Origin of the sequence: Vibrio sp. VGrn 2 (assembly GCF_009361695.1) — a bacterium.
Taxonomy (GTDB): domain Bacteria; phylum Pseudomonadota; class Gammaproteobacteria; order Enterobacterales; family Vibrionaceae; genus Vibrio; species Vibrio diabolicus.
On sequence record NZ_RBWD01000002.1, the window covers coordinates 382,388 to 402,757 of the forward strand.

At 45.2% G+C, this 20,370-nt stretch carries 18 protein-coding genes; 13 read left to right on the forward strand and 5 right to left on the reverse strand.

The genetic code is table 11. The annotated features are described in order from the left end of the window. Positions 1-90 precede the first annotated feature (90 nt). On the forward strand, positions 91-369 hold the full coding sequence (rplY, locus tag D8S93_RS05595; RefSeq protein WP_005393245.1) for a 50S ribosomal protein L25: 279 nt from the start codon (positions 91-93) through the stop codon (positions 367-369). A 147-nt stretch (positions 370-516) separates the two neighbouring features. Here rplY and D8S93_RS05600 read toward each other — a convergent pair whose 3' ends face one another. Continuing rightward, a complete protein-coding gene (locus D8S93_RS05600; RefSeq protein WP_152812377.1) occupies positions 517-1,032 on the reverse strand; it encodes a GNAT family N-acetyltransferase in 516 nt (171 codons plus the stop codon). A 748-nt stretch (positions 1,033-1,780) separates the two neighbouring features. Between D8S93_RS05600 and ushA the strand changes: the two genes are divergently transcribed. Next, entirely contained in the window at positions 1,781-3,469 is a 1,689-nt protein-coding gene (gene ushA / locus D8S93_RS05605; protein ID WP_041852973.1) for a bifunctional UDP-sugar hydrolase/5'-nucleotidase UshA, read from the forward strand. A gap of 413 nt (positions 3,470-3,882) precedes the next feature. After that, on the forward strand, positions 3,883-4,104 hold the full coding sequence (locus D8S93_RS05615; RefSeq protein ID WP_005393249.1) for a hypothetical protein: 222 nt from the start codon (positions 3,883-3,885) through the stop codon (positions 4,102-4,104). A 98-nt stretch (positions 4,105-4,202) separates the two neighbouring features. Here D8S93_RS05615 and D8S93_RS05620 read toward each other — a convergent pair whose 3' ends face one another. Then, the gene (locus D8S93_RS05620; RefSeq protein WP_048626242.1) at positions 4,203-4,451 is read right to left on the reverse strand and encodes a DUF1289 domain-containing protein; all 249 of its coding nucleotides are present in this window, start codon (positions 4,449-4,451) and stop codon (positions 4,203-4,205) included. Positions 4,452-4,661: 210 nt separating this feature from the next. Between D8S93_RS05620 and D8S93_RS05625 the strand changes: the two genes are divergently transcribed. From D8S93_RS05625 to D8S93_RS05670, 9 genes are all read left to right on the forward strand, one after another. Further along, positions 4,662-5,108 carry an META domain-containing protein gene (locus tag D8S93_RS05625; RefSeq protein ID WP_005393252.1) on the forward strand — a complete coding sequence of 149 codons (447 nt, stop codon included), beginning with the start codon at positions 4,662-4,664 and terminating at the stop codon, positions 5,106-5,108. Between the two features lie 465 nt (positions 5,109-5,573). After that, complete coding sequence (locus tag D8S93_RS05630; protein WP_074191134.1) at positions 5,574-6,734, forward strand: ABC transporter substrate-binding protein; 1,161 nt, start codon at positions 5,574-5,576, stop codon at positions 6,732-6,734. Between the two features lie 9 nt (positions 6,735-6,743). Continuing rightward, the gene (locus D8S93_RS05635) at positions 6,744-8,453 is read left to right on the forward strand and encodes an ABC transporter permease (protein ID WP_152812381.1); all 1,710 of its coding nucleotides are present in this window, start codon (positions 6,744-6,746) and stop codon (positions 8,451-8,453) included. Then, entirely contained in the window at positions 8,419-9,066 is a 648-nt protein-coding gene (locus D8S93_RS05640) for an ATP-binding cassette domain-containing protein (RefSeq protein ID WP_152812384.1), read from the forward strand. The genes D8S93_RS05635 and D8S93_RS05640 overlap by 35 nt, the downstream gene beginning before the upstream one ends. Further along, a complete protein-coding gene (locus tag D8S93_RS05645) occupies positions 9,059-9,670 on the forward strand; it encodes a CDP-alcohol phosphatidyltransferase family protein (protein WP_053807232.1) in 612 nt (203 codons plus the stop codon). The genes D8S93_RS05640 and D8S93_RS05645 overlap by 8 nt, the downstream gene beginning before the upstream one ends. A 124-nt stretch (positions 9,671-9,794) precedes the next feature. Beyond that, the gene (locus tag D8S93_RS05650) at positions 9,795-10,274 is read left to right on the forward strand and encodes a glycine zipper 2TM domain-containing protein (protein ID WP_012841939.1); all 480 of its coding nucleotides are present in this window, start codon (positions 9,795-9,797) and stop codon (positions 10,272-10,274) included. Positions 10,275-10,486: 212 nt separating this feature from the next. Next, positions 10,487-12,016 (forward strand): nitric oxide reductase transcriptional regulator NorR, encoded by a 1,530-nt coding sequence (norR, locus tag D8S93_RS05660; protein WP_152812386.1) that lies wholly within the window; start codon positions 10,487-10,489, stop codon positions 12,014-12,016. Positions 12,017-12,190: 174 nt separating this feature from the next. Further along, complete coding sequence (gene hcp / locus D8S93_RS05665; protein ID WP_152812389.1) at positions 12,191-13,852, forward strand: hydroxylamine reductase; 1,662 nt, start codon at positions 12,191-12,193, stop codon at positions 13,850-13,852. 81 nt (positions 13,853-13,933) lie between these two features. Then, positions 13,934-14,989 (forward strand): hybrid-cluster NAD(P)-dependent oxidoreductase, encoded by a 1,056-nt coding sequence (locus D8S93_RS05670; RefSeq protein ID WP_152812391.1) that lies wholly within the window; start codon positions 13,934-13,936, stop codon positions 14,987-14,989. A 216-nt stretch (positions 14,990-15,205) separates the two neighbouring features. Here D8S93_RS05670 and D8S93_RS05675 read toward each other — a convergent pair whose 3' ends face one another. The 3 genes from D8S93_RS05675 to D8S93_RS05685 all read right to left on the reverse strand — a co-directional run bounded on the left by D8S93_RS05675 (position 15,206) and on the right by D8S93_RS05685 (position 18,321). Further along, entirely contained in the window at positions 15,206-16,144 is a 939-nt protein-coding gene (locus tag D8S93_RS05675) for a class I SAM-dependent methyltransferase (RefSeq protein WP_152812393.1), read from the reverse strand. A 31-nt stretch (positions 16,145-16,175) separates the two neighbouring features. Continuing rightward, entirely contained in the window at positions 16,176-16,868 is a 693-nt protein-coding gene (locus D8S93_RS05680; RefSeq protein ID WP_152812395.1) for a TIGR01621 family pseudouridine synthase, read from the reverse strand. An 82-nt stretch (positions 16,869-16,950) separates the two neighbouring features. Next, a complete protein-coding gene (locus D8S93_RS05685; RefSeq protein ID WP_043884644.1) occupies positions 16,951-18,321 on the reverse strand; it encodes a sodium-dependent transporter in 1,371 nt (456 codons plus the stop codon). A gap of 430 nt (positions 18,322-18,751) precedes the next feature. On the opposite strand from D8S93_RS05685, the gene cls reads away from it, so the two are divergent. Then, positions 18,752-20,206 carry a cardiolipin synthase gene (cls, locus tag D8S93_RS05690; protein ID WP_005393277.1) on the forward strand — a complete coding sequence of 485 codons (1,455 nt, stop codon included), beginning with the start codon at positions 18,752-18,754 and terminating at the stop codon, positions 20,204-20,206. The last annotated feature ends 164 nt before the right edge of the window (positions 20,207-20,370 follow it).

Here is a 20,370-nt window from a genome sequence, read left to right on the forward strand (position 1 = left end):
AACAGTTCCTGTTTCAAGCTTTACCACGAACAACAAGGTCGCATTGTTGATTGTGAACATTTGATTTTTACTAATTTGAGAGTAAATACTATGAAATTCGAAGCAGTAGTACGTACTGAACTAGGTAAAGGTGCGAGCCGCCGCCTACGTCACGCTGGCAAATTCCCTGCAGTTGTATACGGCGGTGAAGAAGCAGCAGTAGCTATCGTTCTTAACCACGATGACATCGTAAACCAAATGGACAAGCCTGAATTCTACGAAGGCCTAGTTCTAGTTATCGATGGCAAAGAAGTTAAAGTTAAGCCACAAGACGTTCAACGTCACGCGTTCAAACCAAAAGTTGAACACATGGACTTCATCCGTATCTAATTCCCTACCAAGGAATTAATCGGATTAAATCCAAACCTTTTGCATTAAAGATAATCGGACTTACCAACCGAGACATCTAAAAAATTTCAAAACCCCGGAGTCTTACCACCTCCGGGGTTTTACTATATGTGGCATATAACAATTGATTTACGAACGGGCAATGTACTTCACTAAAATGAGATCCGTCAGCGTCATACGGTCAATGATTTCCGCCTCTTCCTCTCCAGTCCGTACAAAACCACACTTCTTGTAGAAGTTAAGCCCCTGTTTATTGGTATCCAGTGCTGTCAGGCTTATCTGCATAACGGGCGTAGATAGTAGACGCGTTTCTAGTTCATCTAACAATGCACTCCCTGCCCCTTGCCCATAATGCAAAGGAGAGACATAGCAACATGTTACCCACGCCGTTTTATCTTCACAGGTGTGGTTAGGTAGTTCGTAACTTAAAAAGCCGACGATTTCCCCTTGTCTCTCAACGACGATCAATTGGGCCAGTTGCTCAGTCATGACTCGCGTCCACATCCTTTCTCGGCGCTCAATCGTAAACTGATCGATGTAGCTCTGTGGCATTAACCCTTTGTATGCTACCTGCCACGAATCAACATGTATCTTGGCGATTTGAGTTGCTTCCTCTCTGACGGCGTTCCTTACTGTGTATCTCATTACTATCCTTTCTTAAAATTCGCCACTTACAAATTCTTTCAACCTTACTCTTTGAATCGAAGCTCAAAGCGAGCAGCCACAGATGCAACGCTTTACATTACTCCATTTCATTTTCATTAATTCAATGATAGTGCACATCGTAATATTCGAGAAAACGCCACGTTATTTACGTTTCACTTTCGCTCATTAGATTGAATCTATTTGTTTTAACATCCGGGTATCGAAAGCGGGATAAACACGGTAAGGTATCGAATAAGAATAAATAAACGATATCTAAGGCATAAGATTTCTAAACGGTCGCAATTATAGTAAAGAGAGAAATACCATTTCTGGTTGTATTAAACAGAGTAAGCCAAGATCAAACGAGTTTGGGTTTTACAGTGATCATTTTATATACAAAACATTTCCCTCATCATCAGAGCGAAAATTTATAACGATTTGTGTCATGGCTGCTAAGAAAAACATGAACTTGGCAAAATAATCACCAAAATCAGCGCTATACTTCGCAAAAATGCGCATTGATTCACACAAACCACATTCATTCAATTGGCCACTTCACAAAATAACCCCCTCCCTCTAATTTCAATATACTAAAAACTATTTCTGTTTAATTGGAGACGTAGTTTGCAGGCTTATTAATTCATGTCTCCGATAGAAGTATAAATAAGAGATAGATCACTAAAGTTTCACATTAATTCCGTATATTTCACGCCGTAACAATAACAAAATCACAAAGAAAGGATCCCTTATGAAGTTTTCCAAATCTCTTTTGGTAATGGCAGTGGGCGCTGCGCTAGCAGGATGCGGCTCAGACAGCGATAATTCTCCAGTAACCTGCGAGACTGCAGATTCTTGTACTAAGTTCACCGTTCTCCACACTAACGATAACCACGGTCGCTTTTGGCATAACAGCGACGGCGAATATGGAATGGCTGCGCGTCACACTTTAATCGAATCTATTCGCGCAGAAGTCGAAGCAAAAGGCGGTGAAACCATTCTGCTGTCTGGCGGTGATATAAATACCGGCGTACCAGAATCAGACATGCAAGATGCGGTTCCAGACTTCGTAGGGATGAACCTACTTGGTTACGATGCAATGGCTGTCGGTAACCACGAGTTTGATAACTCACTAGATATTCTCGACATGCAAGCTGAGCTAGCTGACTTCCCTATGCTGGCTGCGAATATCTATAAGAAAGATACCAATGAGCGTTACTTCGACCCTTACAAAGTATTTACTATCAACGGCCTTAAGATCGCTGTTATTGGTCTAACCACCCAGGACACAGCGAAGCTAGTTAATCCAGACAACGTATCAAACATCCACTTCGAAGACCCTCAAGTTGAAATCAAAAAAGTACTTAAGGAAATCGAAGAAAACGAAAAAGTAGACCTAGTATTTGCAACGACGCACATGGGTCACTACCAAGATGGTAACAATGGTAGTGAAGCACCAGGGGACGTGAAGCTCGCTCGCTCTCTTGAAGAGGGACAACTAGACGCTATCATCGGTGGTCACTCACAAAACCCAGTGTGTATGGAGCCAGGTACCAATGAGTATGCTGATTTCAAACCTGGTGATGATTGCGCGCCGGACCAACAAAAAGGCACTTGGATTATGCAAGCGCATGAGTGGGGTAAATATGTGGGTCGTGCGGACTTCGAATATTACGACGGCAAGCTTCACTTAGCGAACTACGCACTGATTCCTGTAAACCTTTTGGACGACAACGATGAAGTGATCGGTGAACGCATTCAACAAGATGCGACGGTAAAAGCGTTACTACTGCCATACCAACAGCAAGGTCAAGAGTTATTAGATGAGAAGATTTCTAATACGACGGGTAAGTTAGAAGGTGATCGTAACGTAGTTCGCTCTCAACAAACTAACCTAGGTCATCTACTGGGCGAGGCATACCGTACTTACAAAACGGTAGGTGCTGACTTTGGTGTGATGAACTCTGGCGGTGTGCGTGATTCAATCCAAGATGGTGACATCACTTACCGTGATGTACTTACAGTCCAGCCGTTCGGTAACTTCGTGACTAAAGCAACTATGACAGGTAAAGAAGTTAAAGAATACCTAGATGTGGTTGCGACGAAATCTGCAGGCTCTGGTGCTTACGCTCAACTAGATAACATCACTTTAGATGTAAATTGTGATGCTGGCTCAGTAACCATTACCGACATTAACAATAAAGGCTTCGATCTAGACGCAACGTACACATTCTCTGTAATCAGCTTCAGTGCTGCTGGTGGCGATAACTATCCAATCATCGATGTTCAATCTACCCAGCTAACCGATGCATACGTTTTACGTGAGTTCTTCGTAAATAACCCACAGATCTCTGCGGATAGCTACAACAAGAACTTAGAAAACATCAAGTATTTCAGTAACGGTCAAGCTGTGAAAGGTTGCCCAGCAACTAATAGCTAAAAACACCTTACACTCTGACGTGAAGCGCTTTTAGAAGTTGTTCCGTCAGAGCCTCCCTAAAAACCGAAGCGTGACGCTTCGGTTTTTTATTTTCGTTAAAGTGCTGAAAATTATCGCCCTTCATAAAGTGTTCAAAAATTATTCATTTGTGTTGTTGACGCCCATGTGCTGGGCTTCTATGTTTGATAAGGTCTTTCGAAAATACAGATTCATCAACTAACTTTTCGCTATGAAGTTTCGTAGCTTAGTGGATGATTCTAGGAAAGATGTGAATGGCGTTACAAACACTGCTCTCAAACAATTTGTCTTTTTGACCTAAAACGAAGGTGATTCGCCGCCAAGCGTTCACCAATGAGCAGCGATCTGGACGTCAATATGTTCAAACTGCTGCCATCGAGTTCAGGAGGTCAAAAATGAAACGAGCCAGCAATAGCTACAGACTTCAAATGATCAAAGAAGTGGTTACCCGTAGAGAGCGCGAAGCTTGCACGGATCCTATGGCGAGATACATTCATCAGCTGATGGATGAACGCCCGACAAGTAAATTAGATGTTGAATTCAATCATCGATTTTCAGGAAGCCACTTTGACGAACATGCTGGGGGATGGGTCAGTGACCGTTGGTCAATGAAGTAGCGCGAATTTAGCGAACTTGCCTTACACGCACCGCATAGTAAGAGCTAATACAGTCCCGGCTCATCATTGATTATTGCCGAGCCGGGATAATTCGAAATTTAAAAGAGATTTTGCTGTGGTGATAATTCTTCTTGAGACTCTTCTGCCTTTCCCTTCCCTGCCAATACCTTTCTTCTATAGCGCTGACGGCATAGCTTAATTACATGCAACTGTTGAGCAGGCGTATAAGTGAGCCAGTTAAATCGCTCTTCTCTTTTACGCATACATCCTTTGCAATACCCTTTTTCGTCCACACTACAAATACCAACGCAAGGGTTTGGGACGGTAAAAAACTCTAGTTGCTCCATGCTCTAACCGTTTTTTGCTCGCTGTGCTGTAATGATATTATAACGACTTCAATATACGCTCCCAACAGTGCTATACATCTTGCACCTTGAAGCCGTTTGAGTATATAAACTGGACTCTGTCACAGTAATACGAAACTATTACCTTATGCTGACAAAAACAGTGTTTTATTACCTATACTTACCACGTTTTCTAAAAACGGAGTCTATAAAATGAAGCTTAGCCTAAAAACGTTAGTTACAGCAATCTCTCTTCCTGTTCTTATGACTGCATGTGCTAGCAACGGTGACAATGTGAAAGAAATTACGGCTCAAGATTTACAGCACCATAATTGGGAGCTGGTTCAGATTGATGGTAAAAACATCGAATTAAAAGAACGTCAGCAAGCGCCTCGCTTAGAAATCGGAGAAAATCTGACTGCAAATGGTAACGCGGGGTGTAACAACTTCTTTGGTCAAGCTGAACTAAAAAACAATCAACTACGCATCGAAAAAATGGGAATGACCATGAAGATGTGTATGGATGACCAAATGAAAATTGAGCAAGCGATGTCTGAAACTCTTACTGAATGGAGTGATATAACGCTAACCAAAGAAGGGTTAATGCTTAAAAATGACGATCACGAACTAACGTTTCAGTTGCGTGATTGGGTAAACTAAGTCCCATTTCATATTCTAAGAGCAGCCATAAAATGGCTGCTTTTTTTATGCCCCTAATCCATATCAAAGCAGGCAGGATCTCTGTTTCGCACGTTTCGGTTGGCAAAATTGTTTAAAACGACAAACTCTTTCCCTCTTTACGCCCTCAACGCCACGTCTACGACGCGGGTTCAATCTTCCAAATCAACATATCGAAGTTGCTTGAGGACAATAATTTTCAATTACTTGAAAGAATATCGTCAAACAAGCGGTCCGCTCTTGTATACCTAAAACGACACCAGAATTGTCCTTTCTTCGTTTTGCTTCACATTGAGAATAATTCTTTGAATCAATGAGTGATTCCGTTTGGGATTGGCATTGATAATAGAGAGAGATGGATTACTATCCTTGTAACAAAGCGGAGCGACTTGTTTAGACGTCAATAACGTCGGAAACGAGAATAAAAAGACATAACACGGAATAGATATGAAAAAGCTACTCAGTACCGTTGGCATTTTAGCCACCACTTTCGCGACATCTTCTTTTACCAACTCATCGGTTGCTAGTGAATGGCAAAAAATCGAACAACAAGCCGACGGACAATCCGTCTACTTTCATGCTTGGGGCGGAAGCCAAGAAATTAATCGCTACATCCAGTGGGCGAGTAGAGAGCTAAAATCGCGTTATAACGTGACGCTAAACCACGTTAAAGTCACCGATATTTCTGAGACCACCACTCGACTTATCGCAGAAAAAGCGGCAGGCAAAAACAGCGGTGGCAGTGTTGATATGGTTTGGATCAATGGCGAGAACTTCAAATCAATGAAGGATAACCAGTTGCTGTTTGGTCCTTTTGTTGAAGGTTTGCCAAGCTGGCAATACGTCGATAAATCATTGCCAATTGATGTGGATTTTTCAGAGCCGACTGAAGGTCTGGAAGCACCTTGGGGTGTGGGGCAATTAGTGTTTATCCATGATGAGCAAACCCTGCATAACCCTCCTCGATCATTTGCTGAAATGCTGAGTTACGCAAAGGCGTTTCCAAATCGCCTAACTTACCCTCGCCCACCAGAGTTTCATGGCACAAGCTTTATTAAAGCATTACTCATTGAACTGTCTAACAACGCCCCTGCTCTGCAACAACCAGTTACCGATGACACGTTTGAACAAGTTACTCAACCGCTATGGGCTTACCTAGATGAGTTCCATAAAGTCGCTTGGCGCGGTGGTAAACAGTTTCCAGGCGGTACAGCAGAAACCCTTCAACTACTGGATGATGGTCAGACTGACCTGGCAATTACCTTTAACCCGAACGCGGTTTTCTCTGCGCAGTCGAGCGGTAATCTTGCAGAAAGCACCAAAGCGTATGCGATGGACGCAGGTGCACTCTCAAACATTCACTTCTTAGCGATTCCTTGGAACGCAAATGCCAGTGCTGGTGCGCAAGTTGCGATAAACTTTTTATTGAGCCCTGAAGCACAATCTCGCAAAGGTAACCTTAACATCTGGGGCGATCCTTCAGTGCTAAGCAGCCAATACCTAACAGGTTCGGCTAAACATACTCAACAATTCAAATCTATCGCTGAGCCGCATCCAAGCTGGCAATCTGCCTTAGAAAAAGAATGGTTGAAACGCTACGGAAATTAATAAGAGCCCATGTTAAGAGCGCTATATTTAGTCATTATCGCAGTTTGTATTTTGCCTACCATTCCGGGACTACTCGGAGTGGTGGTCTCTGCGCTCGGTTATGTGCCTCCTATCGGCTTGCACCACTTTTCTTTAGATGGCTTTAACGCTGTTTTTGATTGGGAGGGTGTTTGGACATCCATCGGGCTTACTTTCTACTCTGCCATTTTCAGTAGCTACTTGGCTTGCTTGATCACATTTGCGATTTTGCAAGCATCGTGGGGCAGCAAGTTTTGGCGAAAAATTGAAGTAAGCCTCTCGCCACTTCTTGCCATGCCGCACGTAGCGTTTGCGATTGGCTTTGCGTTCTTGTTTGCCCCAACTGGTATGGGCGTTAGGGTTCTCAACCAACTGTTTGGTTACGATCCCAATGCGCAAACGGTGAATGACTTAGCATTGCTGATTAAAGACCCGCATGCATTCGGTTTGGTCATCATGCTTGCGATTAAAGAAGTGCCGTTTTTATTGTTGATGAGTATTCCTATTCTTCAGCAATTGAAAGTCGATAAGATTGAAAAAGTCAGTCATTCGATGGGCTACAGTTCGGCACAAGCGTGGTGGAAGTGCGTGTTCCCACAATGGATAGCAAAACTGCGCTTTCCAATGCTGGCGGTATTGGCTTACAGCTTGTCGGTTGTCGATGTTGCATTGATTATTGGCCCTACCAACCCACCAACGTTTGCGGTTTTGGTATGGCAGTGGTTTAACGACCCAGATTTATCACTTCTACCAAGAGCTGCCGCAGGCGCGGTAGTGTTGTTTGCGATCGCTAACCTTTTGATTGGATTTGCACGCTTGATGGAATGGTGTATTACCAAAGGCTTCAAACGCTGGCAGTACTCTGGTCGAAACGGGTTTCGTTTACCCGGTAAGACCCTGTTTTCACTGATTGCGCTACTCGCACTTCTAATGATTCCACTCATGGTGGTATGGAGCTTTGCTCAACGATGGCGCTTTCCAGATTTAATACCGAGCCGCTATAGCCTGCGTTTTTGGGAATACGAATGGCACAGCATTCTTGGCACGCTGGAGCAGAGCATGCTGATTGCCGTTATCAGCGCGACCGTCGCTCTAGCTCTTGCCTTGTTCGCACATGAGTATCGCCTTCGTTATCGCTGGCAGGTGCCAGGTTACATCATCGCCATCCCAATGCTGATTCCTCAGCTATCGGTGCTATTCGGTATGCAAGTAGTGACGCTGTACTTAAACAGTAACGCGTATTTCTTTTGGGTATGCTGGGCGCATGTATTCTTCGCATTCCCATTTATTTACCTCTCGCTAGACGGACCGTGGCGCAGCTTCGATAACGGCTTAACTCGCGTCGCACTCAGCTTGGGTAAAACACCGATGCAAGCTTGGTTAAAAGTGAAACTGCCAATCCTCCTACCTGCGATTGCATTCGCATGGGCGGTCGGTATTAGCGTAAGTCTGGCGCAATACCTACCGACATTGGTGCTAGGAGCTGGGCGCATTAGCACCATCACAACCGAAGCCGTTGCTCTATCCAGTGGTTTTGACCGACGTGTTACCGCGATTTACGCCATTTGGCAAGCTCTGCTGCCATTCTTGTTCTTCTCTTTTGCGATACTACTAAGCCGCTTACACGTGAAGTATCGCCGCTTGTCTATAAAAGGTTTACTACTGAATGAGTCTTTGTCTCGAAAACCTCGCCATCCGTAAAACCAATGGCGACACGCTTTTCTCAGCGTTCAACATGACCGTAGAGAAAGGTGAAATTGTTACTCTGATGGGGCCAAGCGGTTGTGGTAAATCCACTTTGTTGGATGCCATTGCTGGACACCTCTCCGCCGAGTTCAACTACTCTGGATCCATTACGCTTGATAACGAAAAGTTGGATGCCCTCCCTGCCCATAAACGTCAGGTCGGTATTCTGTTCCAAGACGATTTGCTCTTCCCTCACTTAACGGTGTGGGAGAACCTTGCATTCGCGCTACCAAACTCAATCAAAGGTGAGGAGCGTAAAGCACACGCCATGCAAGCACTGAAGAACATTGCATTGACCAAACTTGCCGAATCCTTCCCAGATCAAATCTCCGGAGGACAACGCGCCCGTATCTCATTGACTCGTATGCTGCTGGCAAAGCCGAAAGTTGCGCTACTTGATGAACCCTATAGCAAGTTGGATAAAGACCTGCGTGTACAATTTCGCAATTGGGTGGTCGAACAATTACAGCAAGCGAACATCCCTACTTTGATGGTAACGCACGATGAGGATGATATTCCTAATGGCAGCCGCTGCCTAAATTGGCCGTGGGAGACAAACCATGCTTGATAGCCTGAGTATAAAGCTCATCCGCAAACCGCTGGCCATCAGTGCGACATACCTCGATAAATGTGGCATCACCGCAAATCAGACGACAGTATTTGGTTTTGTGCTTGGCTGTTTTGCCCTACCAGCTTTGATCGCCGAACAGTACTTGTTGGCGTTGCTGTTTATTTTGCTGAACAGAATCTGTGATGGATTAGACGGCGCACTGGCGAGAATTCAAGGCATTACCGATGCGGGTGGTTTTCTCGATATCAGCTTGGATTTTCTGTTCTATTCCCTGATTCCTTTTGGTTTTGTGTTGGCAAACCCAGAACAAAATGCCATTGCAGGGGCATTTTTGATTTTTTCCTTTGTCGGGACGGGAAGCAGCTTTTTGGCTTTTGCCATCATGGCAGGCAAACAAGGCATCGATAATCCAGTGTATAAACACAAATCTCTCTACTACATGAGCGGTTTAACCGAAGGTACTGAAACCATTGGTTGTTTGGTGCTATTTTGTTTGTTACCGCAACACTTTGCCGTCATTGCTTATATCTTTGGTGCAGCATGTTGGTTTACCACATTCACACGTATTTACTCTGGGTTTCATACGCTTAAAGGCCATTAAACCACTTAGAAGTTCACGTTTTCTTGAGAGAACAGCCGCTAAGTACCTGTTTTATATAACACTAAAGCATATATTAAATTGGGGTATATACTCTTTGGATGGAGAGAAATCATTCGGAGGCTATATGAAAAAATACGTCAAGCTAGGTATGCTGCTCATCATGTCTTGTATTGTTATGCTTAGCGGCTGTACCTCACCTAACCCGTACGGAGATGCATACGGCTCTTCAGACACACGCAAAGTTCAGCAGGTTTACTACGGAACGATTGAAAAAGTTGAACCAGTAACCATTGATGCCTCTACCCAATCCAACGCCATAGGTACAATCGCTGGTGCCGCCGTGGGTGGTATATTAGGCTCAAAAGTCGGGGGCGGCTCTGGCTCGGATATCGCAGCTATTGGTGGTGGTCTGCTGGGTGGTTATGCCGGCAGTAAAGCCGCTGAAGCAACCGCGAAACGAAATGGTGTGAATCTGACCATTCGCTTAGAGGATGGAAAAATAATCTCTGTCGTTCAAGAAGCAAACCCAAACATGATTTTTCAGCCAGGCCAAGCGGTTCAAATCAACATGTCTGGTAATGACGCAAGGGTTGTACCTCGCTAATTTGAACACGATGACTCCGTTCCATTGGTCTGCTGTTTTGTTTCAAAGAGCTTAATCCGCGCAAGCGTACATTGCTTACTTATCGGCTTGCGCGATTCTATTTGTATCAAGTTTGATCGTCGTCAATGGAACATCAATCTCCCACACCTTTCGATGTTCAAATGACATCAAGTTGCTAGCATGAGCCCATTCCAGATAACTTTGGGCTTGTTATGACTCCGACTGTTGACCACGTACTCCTTAATATCGCGCTAAACCTCAGCTCTAATCGCTCTCACGAACAGCAATATCAAAACCTCATTGATGGGGTCGCGCAAGTATTCCCATGTGATGCTAGTTGCCTGTTTATCTTCGATGAGGATGGGTTTCTGACTCCTGTCGCGGTAAAAGGCTTATCCAGCTCGGTCTTAGGTCGTCGCTATTTCCCCAAAGCGCATCCACGCTTAGATGCCATTATTCATAGCCGCGAACCGGTGCGTTTCGATGCCGATTGTTCACTGCCTGATCCTTTTGACGGCACACTATTAACCGAAGACCAGTGCATTGATGTTCACGATTGCATGGGCTTTAGCTTGTATGTAGAAGGCCAACTTGTTGGCGCACTAACTATGGATGCTCTAACGGTGGGCGCGTTTGATGACATTGACCCTGTCGCTATCGAAACCTTTGCGGCTTTGACCGCTGCGACATTGCGTAACATTGCTCAATTAAAAGCACTCAAAGCGCAAAACCAGAAGCAAAAAAGCGTCACTCAAACCCTTATCCAGCAAGCCCGTTCTCAACATGGCGAAATGGTGGGTTTGAGTCCGCAGATTAACCACTTACGAAGCAACATTGCGACCGTTGCTCAATCAGATTACGCGGTACTTATCACAGGAGAGACCGGTACTGGTAAAGAACTGGTCGCGCACTCGGTGCACGCGCAATCTCATCGTAGCGATAAGCCGATGATTTACGTAAACTGTGCGGCCCTGCCTGAAGGTCTGGCTGAGAGTGAACTGTTTGGCCATGTCAAAGGCGCATTCACTGGAGCCAATAGCCATCGCGCCGGTAAGTTTGAACTGGCAGACGGCGGGACTATCTTCCTTGATGAAGTGGGCGAACTGCCTTTGATTTTACAGGCAAAATTGCTGCGTGTTATTCAGCAAGGCGAGCTGCAACGAGTAGGTAGCGATCAGCATTTGATGGTCAATGTGCGCATCATCGCCGCGACCAATCGACAATTAGAAAAAGAGGTCGAATCTGGCACGTTTCGAGCAGACCTTTTCCACCGTTTGAACGTGTTCCCAATCCAAGTCCCCCCACTGCGTGCCCGTGACGGGGATATTCCCGTTTTAGCAGGATATTTGTTGGAAAAAGTACGCCAACAATTCAATGCACCCAATCTTCACGTTCATCCTAAAGTGTTGACTCAATTGGAATCTTTACCTTGGTACGGAAACGTGCGCGAGCTCGAACACACTTTAACTCGCGCGGCTTTACACGCCATTCAACAAGGCGCAAGCACGATCATGCTTAACCATTTCGACACCTCATTGGCTCTCGATGATGTAAAAAACACATCGCATTATCTGCCTAAAGAAAGCCAACCAATGCGGGAGCTGATAGAAAGCTATCAGCGTGATTTAATTGAACATGCTTTGAGCCAAACTGGTGGCGTTTGGGCAAAAGCAGCGGAGTTTTTACAAATGGATCGCGGGAACTTATATCGAATGGGTAAAAAACTTGGGATCAATAAATAACCAACCACAAGAAGCTGATGTAATTAAGACATCATATGCGTTGTCTTAATTACATCACCCGCCCTATCAAAAACACACAAAATCATTAAAAATCAATGATATAAAAATTGGCACGCATTCTGCTCTCTAGTGGTCAACATCACGACTATTAAAACAATCACTGGAGAACCCAATATGTTCTGTATTCAATGTGAACAGACAATTCAAACCCCTGCTGTTAAAGGTTGTTCTTTTGCACAAGGCATGTGTGGCAAAACTTCTGAAGTATCAGACCTACAAGACGTGTTGGTTTACACACTGCAAGGGGTTTCTTTTTGGGCATCAAAAGCACTTGAATTCAATATCATTAACGATGAAATCAACCAATGGGCACCAAAAGCATTTTTCTCTACATTGACGAACGTAAACTTCGACCCTAAACGTGTTCTAGAGCTGACTTCTCAAGCTGCAACGTATAAAGCATTGCTAAAAGAGCAAGTGATGTCTGCAGCCACGCTCGCCGATACCGAAGTCGCTGACATTCCTGCGGTTGCTAACTTTGAGCTACCAAACAGTGCAGAAGCGATCTTAGCTTTTGCTCCTCAAGTTGCGGTTAACCGTGGTAAAGACCAAGTACATGAAGATGTTATTGGCCTGCGCCTACTTTGCCTATACGGACTTAAAGGTGCAGCCGCGTACATGGAGCACGCACGTGTTCTTGAGCAAACCAACAACGATATCTATGCCGAATATCATGAAATCATGGCGTGGTTAGGTACTGATCCTGAAGATCTCGGTGAACTACTTGATTGCTCAATGCGCATTGGCCTGATGAACTATAAAGTGATGGAAATGCTCGACCAAGGTGAAACAACGACCTTCGGTCATCCAGAACCAACTACGGTGAACGTCAAGCCAGTAAAAGGCAAGTGTATTCTTGTTTCTGGCCATGATTTGCATGACCTAGAAAAAATCCTGCAACAGACTGAAGGCAAAGGCATTAACGTTTACACCAACGGTGAAATGCTGCCTGCACACGGCTACCCTGAGCTGAAGAAATACCCTCATCTCGTCGGTAACTACGGCAGCGCATGGCAAAACCAGCAGAAAGAATTCGCAAACTTCCCTGGCGCAATCGTAATGACGTCAAACTGCTTGTTGAATCCAAATGTGGGTCAATACGCAGACCGTCTATTCACCCGTAGTATTGTTGGCTGGCCTGGAGTGGCTCACATCGAAGGCGATGATTTTAGCCAAGTGATTGAATGTGCTCTAGCGCAAAACGGTTTCCAACACGATGAAATCGAACACCACATCACGGTTGGTTTTGGTCGCAATGCACTGATGAACGCCGCCCCTGCGGTTATCGACCAAGTTAAGCAAGGCAACATCAAACACTTCTTCCTAGTCGGCGGTTGTGACGGCGATAAAGCGGAACGCAGCTACTACACCGATTTTACGGCTGAAGCGCCAGAAGATACGCTCATCCTGACGTTGGCGTGTGGTAAGTTCCGCTTTAACCAGAATACGTTTGGCGATATCAACGGCATCCCTCGCCTATTGGATGTGGGCCAATGTAACGATGCTTACTCTGCAATCCAGCTTGCACTTGCACTGGCGAAAGAGTTTGACTGTGACATCAATGAACTGCCACTCACGCTTGTACTTTCTTGGTTCGAGCAAAAAGCGATCGTTATCTTGCTAACGCTATTTGCATTGGGCGTGAAAGGCATTTACACAGGCCCTACTGCACCGGCATTCCTAACGCCAAACCTAATCGCGATCATCCAAGAGAAGTTCGATATGCGCTGTATTGGCAATGTTCAAGATGATCTAAAAGCCATCCTAGCAGCTTAATAAACCTGCTTGTTACGCGCCTCCTTACGTGGAGGCGCTATCTATTTCGAACTAAAAATAGCCACAACCAAAGAGATTGTTATGTTTTTTGAATGGCAAGGTAACCAACCCGTCACACTCCGTTGCATCGACAAATACTTCGAAACACACGATACCGTCAGCATCAAGTTGGCTGAACTAACCGAGTCACTTCTGTTTCAGTTTAAGCCTGGCCAGTTTATTAACTTGGGCATCGAAATTGATGGAAAAATGGAGTTTCGCGCCTATTCAATCAGCTCTATCAATGAAGACGATCACCTTCAACTCACCATCAAACGAGTATCTGGCGGTAAAGTATCGAACTACATCGTTGACTCGCTGCTGCTCGGTGATACCGTTCAAGCATTACCACCAGCGGGCGAATTTAACTGCATTGACCACCCACCCGTTTTACGTGATGGCGAAACAAAAGCCTTGCTTATCAGTGCAGGTTGCGGCGTCACGCCCGTATTTTCGATGGCAAAACACTGGCTGAGTAATCACGATGAAAACGACAACGATGTGGACATCGCATTTCTTCATATCGCACGCAGCCCAGAAGAGACGATTTACTACGATCAACTAGAAACGTTCGACACTGTGTATCCCAACTTCCATTTAAAGCTGTTGCTACAAAACCGCGAAGGAACGTCACATCCACAAGGTCGTTTGAATGCCGACTGGCTTAAAGAGCTTGTTCCTGATTTCAAGCAACGCACCGTTTACCTGTGTGGCCCAAGCCAGTTTATGCAAGATGTTCACGGCTATTTGAATGACCTTGGTTTTGACATGACGAACTTCTACCAAGAGAGTTTTACGCCAGCGACTGGCGCAGAAACATCGATCTCCGATGAAGTTGTTCGTGTTTCTGTTCCTGACTTTGCTCAAACCATCGATGCGCAAAAAGGTCAGGTACTGGCCGATGTGCTTGAAGGCGCAGGCTTACCATTAATCGTCGCTTGTCGTAGCGGCATTTGTGGCTCGTGCAAATGCAAGGTTCGTCAAGGCAACGTCTCTTCCACCAGCCTAGAAACACTAACGCCAGAAGAAATTGAACAAGGCTATGTGCTCGCCTGCTCATCAACCATCGAAGCGGATCTTGAAGTGCAGATCGGTTAATGCTGCTGGTATCGATCTTTTATTGTTTCCCGTCATTCCGACGAGCCTGGGCGAGATCAGGAATCTAATATCAGCGTGTTAGGAATAACTCACTCTGAGAATAGACTCTGAATCACACTCCTGTCTCGCTATTCAGATTGACGGGGTATCGCGGAAATGCCAGCCGTACTCAAACGGCTGGTATTATAGATAGGTACAACTTTCGTTTCGTCGTCATTACTTCTCGCTAAATAACAACACTTTCAATGCAGCTTCGCTGTCTACGTCCATAAACTCTGGTGGGTTATCCAGACGCTCACGGTATGTCAACTCTGGCGCTTCTTCTTTCATGCTTTCAATCAAGAAGTCGCTTGTCACAGATGGCGAGTTCACACATGCCATCACTTGACCGCCGTCTGCCAACAAATCCGGCAATCGACGTAGAATCTTTTTGTAATCTTTAGTCAGCGCAAAGCTGCCTTTCTGGAATGAAGGCGGATCGATGATAATCAAGTCATACTGACCAGATTTTTTAATCTTACCCCACGATTTAAAGATATCGTGCCCCATAAAGCTTACCTGGTTGATGTTATGACCATTTAGCTTGTGGTTCTCACGACCTTTAGACAGCGACGCTTTTGCCATGTCGACGTTAACCACTTTATCTGCGCCCCCCGCAATGGCAGCGACAGAAAAGCCACACGTGTAAGCAAACAAGTTAAGCACGTTTTTATGCTTCGCATTTTCGCGTACCCAATCACGACCGTAGCGCATGTCCAAAAACAGACCGAAGTTTTGGTTGCGGCCAATATCCAATTGGTATTTCAAACCGCTTTCTTCAACGACAGGGTGAGCGTCTAATTCACCGACAAGCACTTCTGAAGGCGCACCATCGGCATAACGGTGCTGAAGAACCATTGTGCGACCTTGCTTATCTGCCCACAGTTGTGATTGTGCCAACGCATTGAGGCCGTTTTTCAGCTCAGCGAGAAACGCGTCGTCGACTTCTTTAAACAAGTTGATAATCAACTGACCTTGTAACCAATCACAGGTGATTTGCTCTAGGCCCTCAAAACGACGGCCACGACCATGAAACAGTCGACGAATTTCGTTAGGAGCTTGCGCGAGCTCGGTTTCTAGATGCTGAAAGAACAGCGGAAGTTGTGATGCTTGCATCGAGTTCTCTTATTAGTTTTCTTTGTGACGGTTATTTGATCGTAGGCCAGTTCAGTTCCCAAGGGGAAAGCCAAGTATCCAAACCCTTAGAGACGATTTCACTGTGCCATTTGTTACCCAGCACTTGGTATTCTCGTGGATCGCAAACGAAGCGATATTGCTCATCTCGGTATTGGAAGCAAAGTGAAAATGCATGCAGATAACCGCGATCAGCCTCATTGCCTGCATTGTAAATCGGGTCGCCAACAATACCTGAGCCAACCGATTTTAATGCCACGCGGATTTGATGCGTTTTACCCGTGTGTGGCTTGCATAAAAATAGGCGCTCTCCTGGCTCTGCCGCAAGAGAGAAAAACTGGGTGACGGCTGGGTTATTTTTGCTGTTGACCAGCTTCCATGATGAACGGCGCGAACGCTCCATATCACCAACGACCAAACCTTGTTTCTTTTTCGGCTTTTTAGAGCCAATCGCCAGATAGAACTTTTCCACTTGGCGGTCAGCGAAGGCTTGCGATAACGCACTGGCCGCTTTGGCGTTGCGTCCGAGGAGCAGAATACCCGATGTCATTTTATCCAAGCGATGGATCAGATAGAGCTGCTCATCACCACTCTGCTTGGCCACTTCTTGCAGCAGCATTGTGTCGCCATCGTCTTTATGAACAGAGACGTTGGGATGCTTATTGATGATCAGAAAATCGGGATGGGTATGTAGAATATCGAACATAAAAAAACTGGCTCCACGTTTGGAGCCAGCAGTATACATAAGTTATCGGACAAAGCTATCGAGGCTTGCCCCAAGGCCTGAGCTAGAGCTTTCTAGAGAAAATACCAGCAAGACCAATGATCGCGATACCCAGCAGCATGATTTCACCTTTACCACTATCAAAGCCAGACTTAATCCCCATGAAGGCAACAATAGCAATCGCAACAGGAATCAGGTATTTAACTAGGTTGTACCACAATCCAAATAGCGGGAAGGATACTTCGCCGTCATTAGTGATCTCTTTTTCTAGCTCAGCACGGCTTAGGCGCCATCCAGCAAAGATACAAACCAACATACCACCAACCGCTAGGAAGATTTTGTCCGTTAGCAAGTCGAAGATATCAAAGGCACCTGTACCAAACAGCGTTGGCCCCATTCCACCTAACGATAGTGACGCAAAAATACATAATGCCGCCATAACTGCACTTGCAGACAGAACCGCGTTAGAGCGCTTCATGCCTTTCTCATCGATTAGGTAAGACACGACAACTTCCAATAGTGATACTGAAGAAGTTAATGCCGCCACCGTCAAGCCGATGAAAAATAGCAACGCAAATAGCAACCCAATCACACCGCCCATTTCAGCAAATAGTTGAGGAACGACAACGAATACAAGACCTGGGCCTGCCGCAGGCTCCATGCCAAAGGCAAACATAGCAGGGAACATAGCAACACCAGCAAGAATCGCTACACCTGTATCCATCGCAGTAACCATACCGGTTGTTTGAACTAGGTTCTCTTTCTTCTTCAGGTAAGAACCGTACGTCATCATACAGCCCATACCTAAGCTAAGTGAGAAGAACGCCTGCCCTAGTGCAGCAAGAACCACATTGCTATCGACTTTAGAAAAGTCCGGCATGAATAAGAACTCAAGGCCAGCCATTGCACCTGGCAGCATCAAGCCTTTAACAGAAACAACGATTAGGATTAAGAACAGAAGCGGCATCAGAACCTTACCGGCTTTCTCAATACCACCCGAAATCCCTTTCATCACAATCATGACGTTAAGGAACAGGTAAACCCCCATCCACATTAAAGGTTGAATCGGATCTGAGATGAAACCGCCAAAGCTGTCGCCAATTGCTTCTGGCGCGCTGAGTAGACCACCGCCCACTTTAAAGATGTAGGCCAATGCCCAACCACCAACCACTGGGTAGAAGCCCATGATCAAAAGACCACTGAAGACTCCCATAACGCCAGTGAACGTCCAGCGTCGGTCAGTTGTTTTGAATGCACCTACGGCAGAAAGACCTGTCTTACGACCAATAGCGAACTCTGTCAGCATCACGCTAAAGCCGATAAAAATAACAAAGATAAGGTAGATAGCAACGAATGCACCGCCGCCACTCTCACCCGCTGTGTAAGGGAATTTCCATATATTGCCTAAACCGACAGCGGAACCCGCTGCTGCCATTACGAAGCCTAGTTTAGACCCCCACGTATCACGTGGTGCTGCTGTATTAGTTGTAGCCACGCTTTTTCTCCAAAATTAGTTTGTTGTGTATGCATAGAGATAGGCGCCTAAAAAGTTTATGTAAAAATTATTGTACACTTATAAAATAAGCGTTCGACGCACTATGTCTAGAAAGTAAAGCAGCTCCCCTTTAAAATTGGAACCCCAAAAAAGTACATTTATCGCACAAGTGTCGAGTTACGCAGGTTAAATGCTGCTTTTTTGTTCAAAAGTTAAAGAATGGCCTTATTTTTCACATTAAAATAACAGAATCAGCTGTTATGAAATTCGTTCCTCATATAAGGTCAATCCCACGTCTAAATGGGAAATCTATTCCCCCAACCCACTTTTATGCTTAATATCCTAGAAGGGCATATTACTCTGAGCGTATATGGACAAGTTTTATCACTTTCTTACTTTAGCTGGCATCGGGCTATATTGGTTACTGGTCGCAGGTGTGACCATTCGTGTCGTTTTAAAGCGCCGTGCAGTGAGCGTGTCTTTAGCTTGGCTAATGATCATTTATATCCTTCCCGTTCTGGGTGTCGCATGTTATTTCCTCTTCGGTGAACTGAACTTAGGCAGAAAACGGGCCGAACGCGCAAAAGAGATGTTTACACCATTCGAGAAGTGGTTCAGTCAGCTTAACGACTGTAACGCGCACAACCCAGAAACAATGGGAAGGCACATCTACCGAATTGATGAACTTTGTAACAACCGCCTTGGTCTTCCTGCATTGAGCGGTAATACATTGTCGCTGCAACAGTCACCTAATGAGATTTTGCATTCCATTATTGAAGACATCGAAAACGCGCAGAGCAGTATTCGAATGGTATTCTACATTTGGCATCCAGGTGGTTTGGCTGACTCTGTCGCTTCTGCACTTATCCAAGCGGCTAAACGCGGCGTAGATGTCAAACTATTGCTCGATTCAGCAGGTAGTCCACGTTTTTTCAGAAGTCCTTGGTATCGAATGATGCAGGATGCTGGAATTGAAGTTATTCAAGCGCTAGAAGTGAAGATGTGGCGTATTTTCTTACGTCGTCTTGATCTTCGCCAACATCGCAAGATCATCGTAATTGATGATGAAATTGCTTATACAGGTTCAATGAACTTGGTTGACCCAGCTTACTTCAAACAAAACAGTGGCGTCGGGCATTGGGTGGACATCATGGTTCGCATTACGGGACCAACGGTAAACGTATTGAGTGCTATCCACTGTTGGGATTGGGAAGTCGAAACTGGCGAACGTCATTTACCGAGACTACCTGAATGCAAGATCGATGAGAGTGAATTCCAACACCCTATTCAGGTTGTGCCTTCTGGCCCTGGTATGCCGGAATATCTGATCTATCAAGTATTAACATTGGCAATCAACCAAGCCAATCGCTCGGTACGAATTACAACGCCATATTTCGTGCCCAATGCAGACTTACTTGAAACGTTAAAGATGACAGCACAACGAGGCATTGATGTTGAACTCATTATTCCACATAAAAATGACTCGATGATGGTGCAATGGGCGTCACGCGCGTTTTATAGTGAGCTTTTGTGTGCAGGAGTCAAAATCTATGAGTTTTATGGTGGTTTGCTGCATACGAAATCCGTCGTAATTGACGACCAATTCTGTTTAGTTGGCACCGTAAACATGGATATGCGCAGCTTGTGGCTGAACTTCGAAGTGACCCTCGCCGTTGACGACGAAGAGTTCACGAAGCAAATGTCTTGGTTACAAGATAGCTATATTAAGCAATCTCACACTGTTGTATTGGAAGAATGGGAGAAAAGAAGTCTATTTTCTCGATTCTTAGAGCGAGTATTCTATCTCTTCAATCCACTCCTCTAATACCTCAAATACACCGACTAAAAAAACCTCCAGCGCTTCAAACATCTTGCCGGAGGTTTGTTCTACTTACGTTTTTCACCTTAGCGATACACTCTAAGCCTACAACTCAACCTTTCAGCTTTGACGCCTTCACTCGATAATCTCGGCTATTATTGGGTGATAGT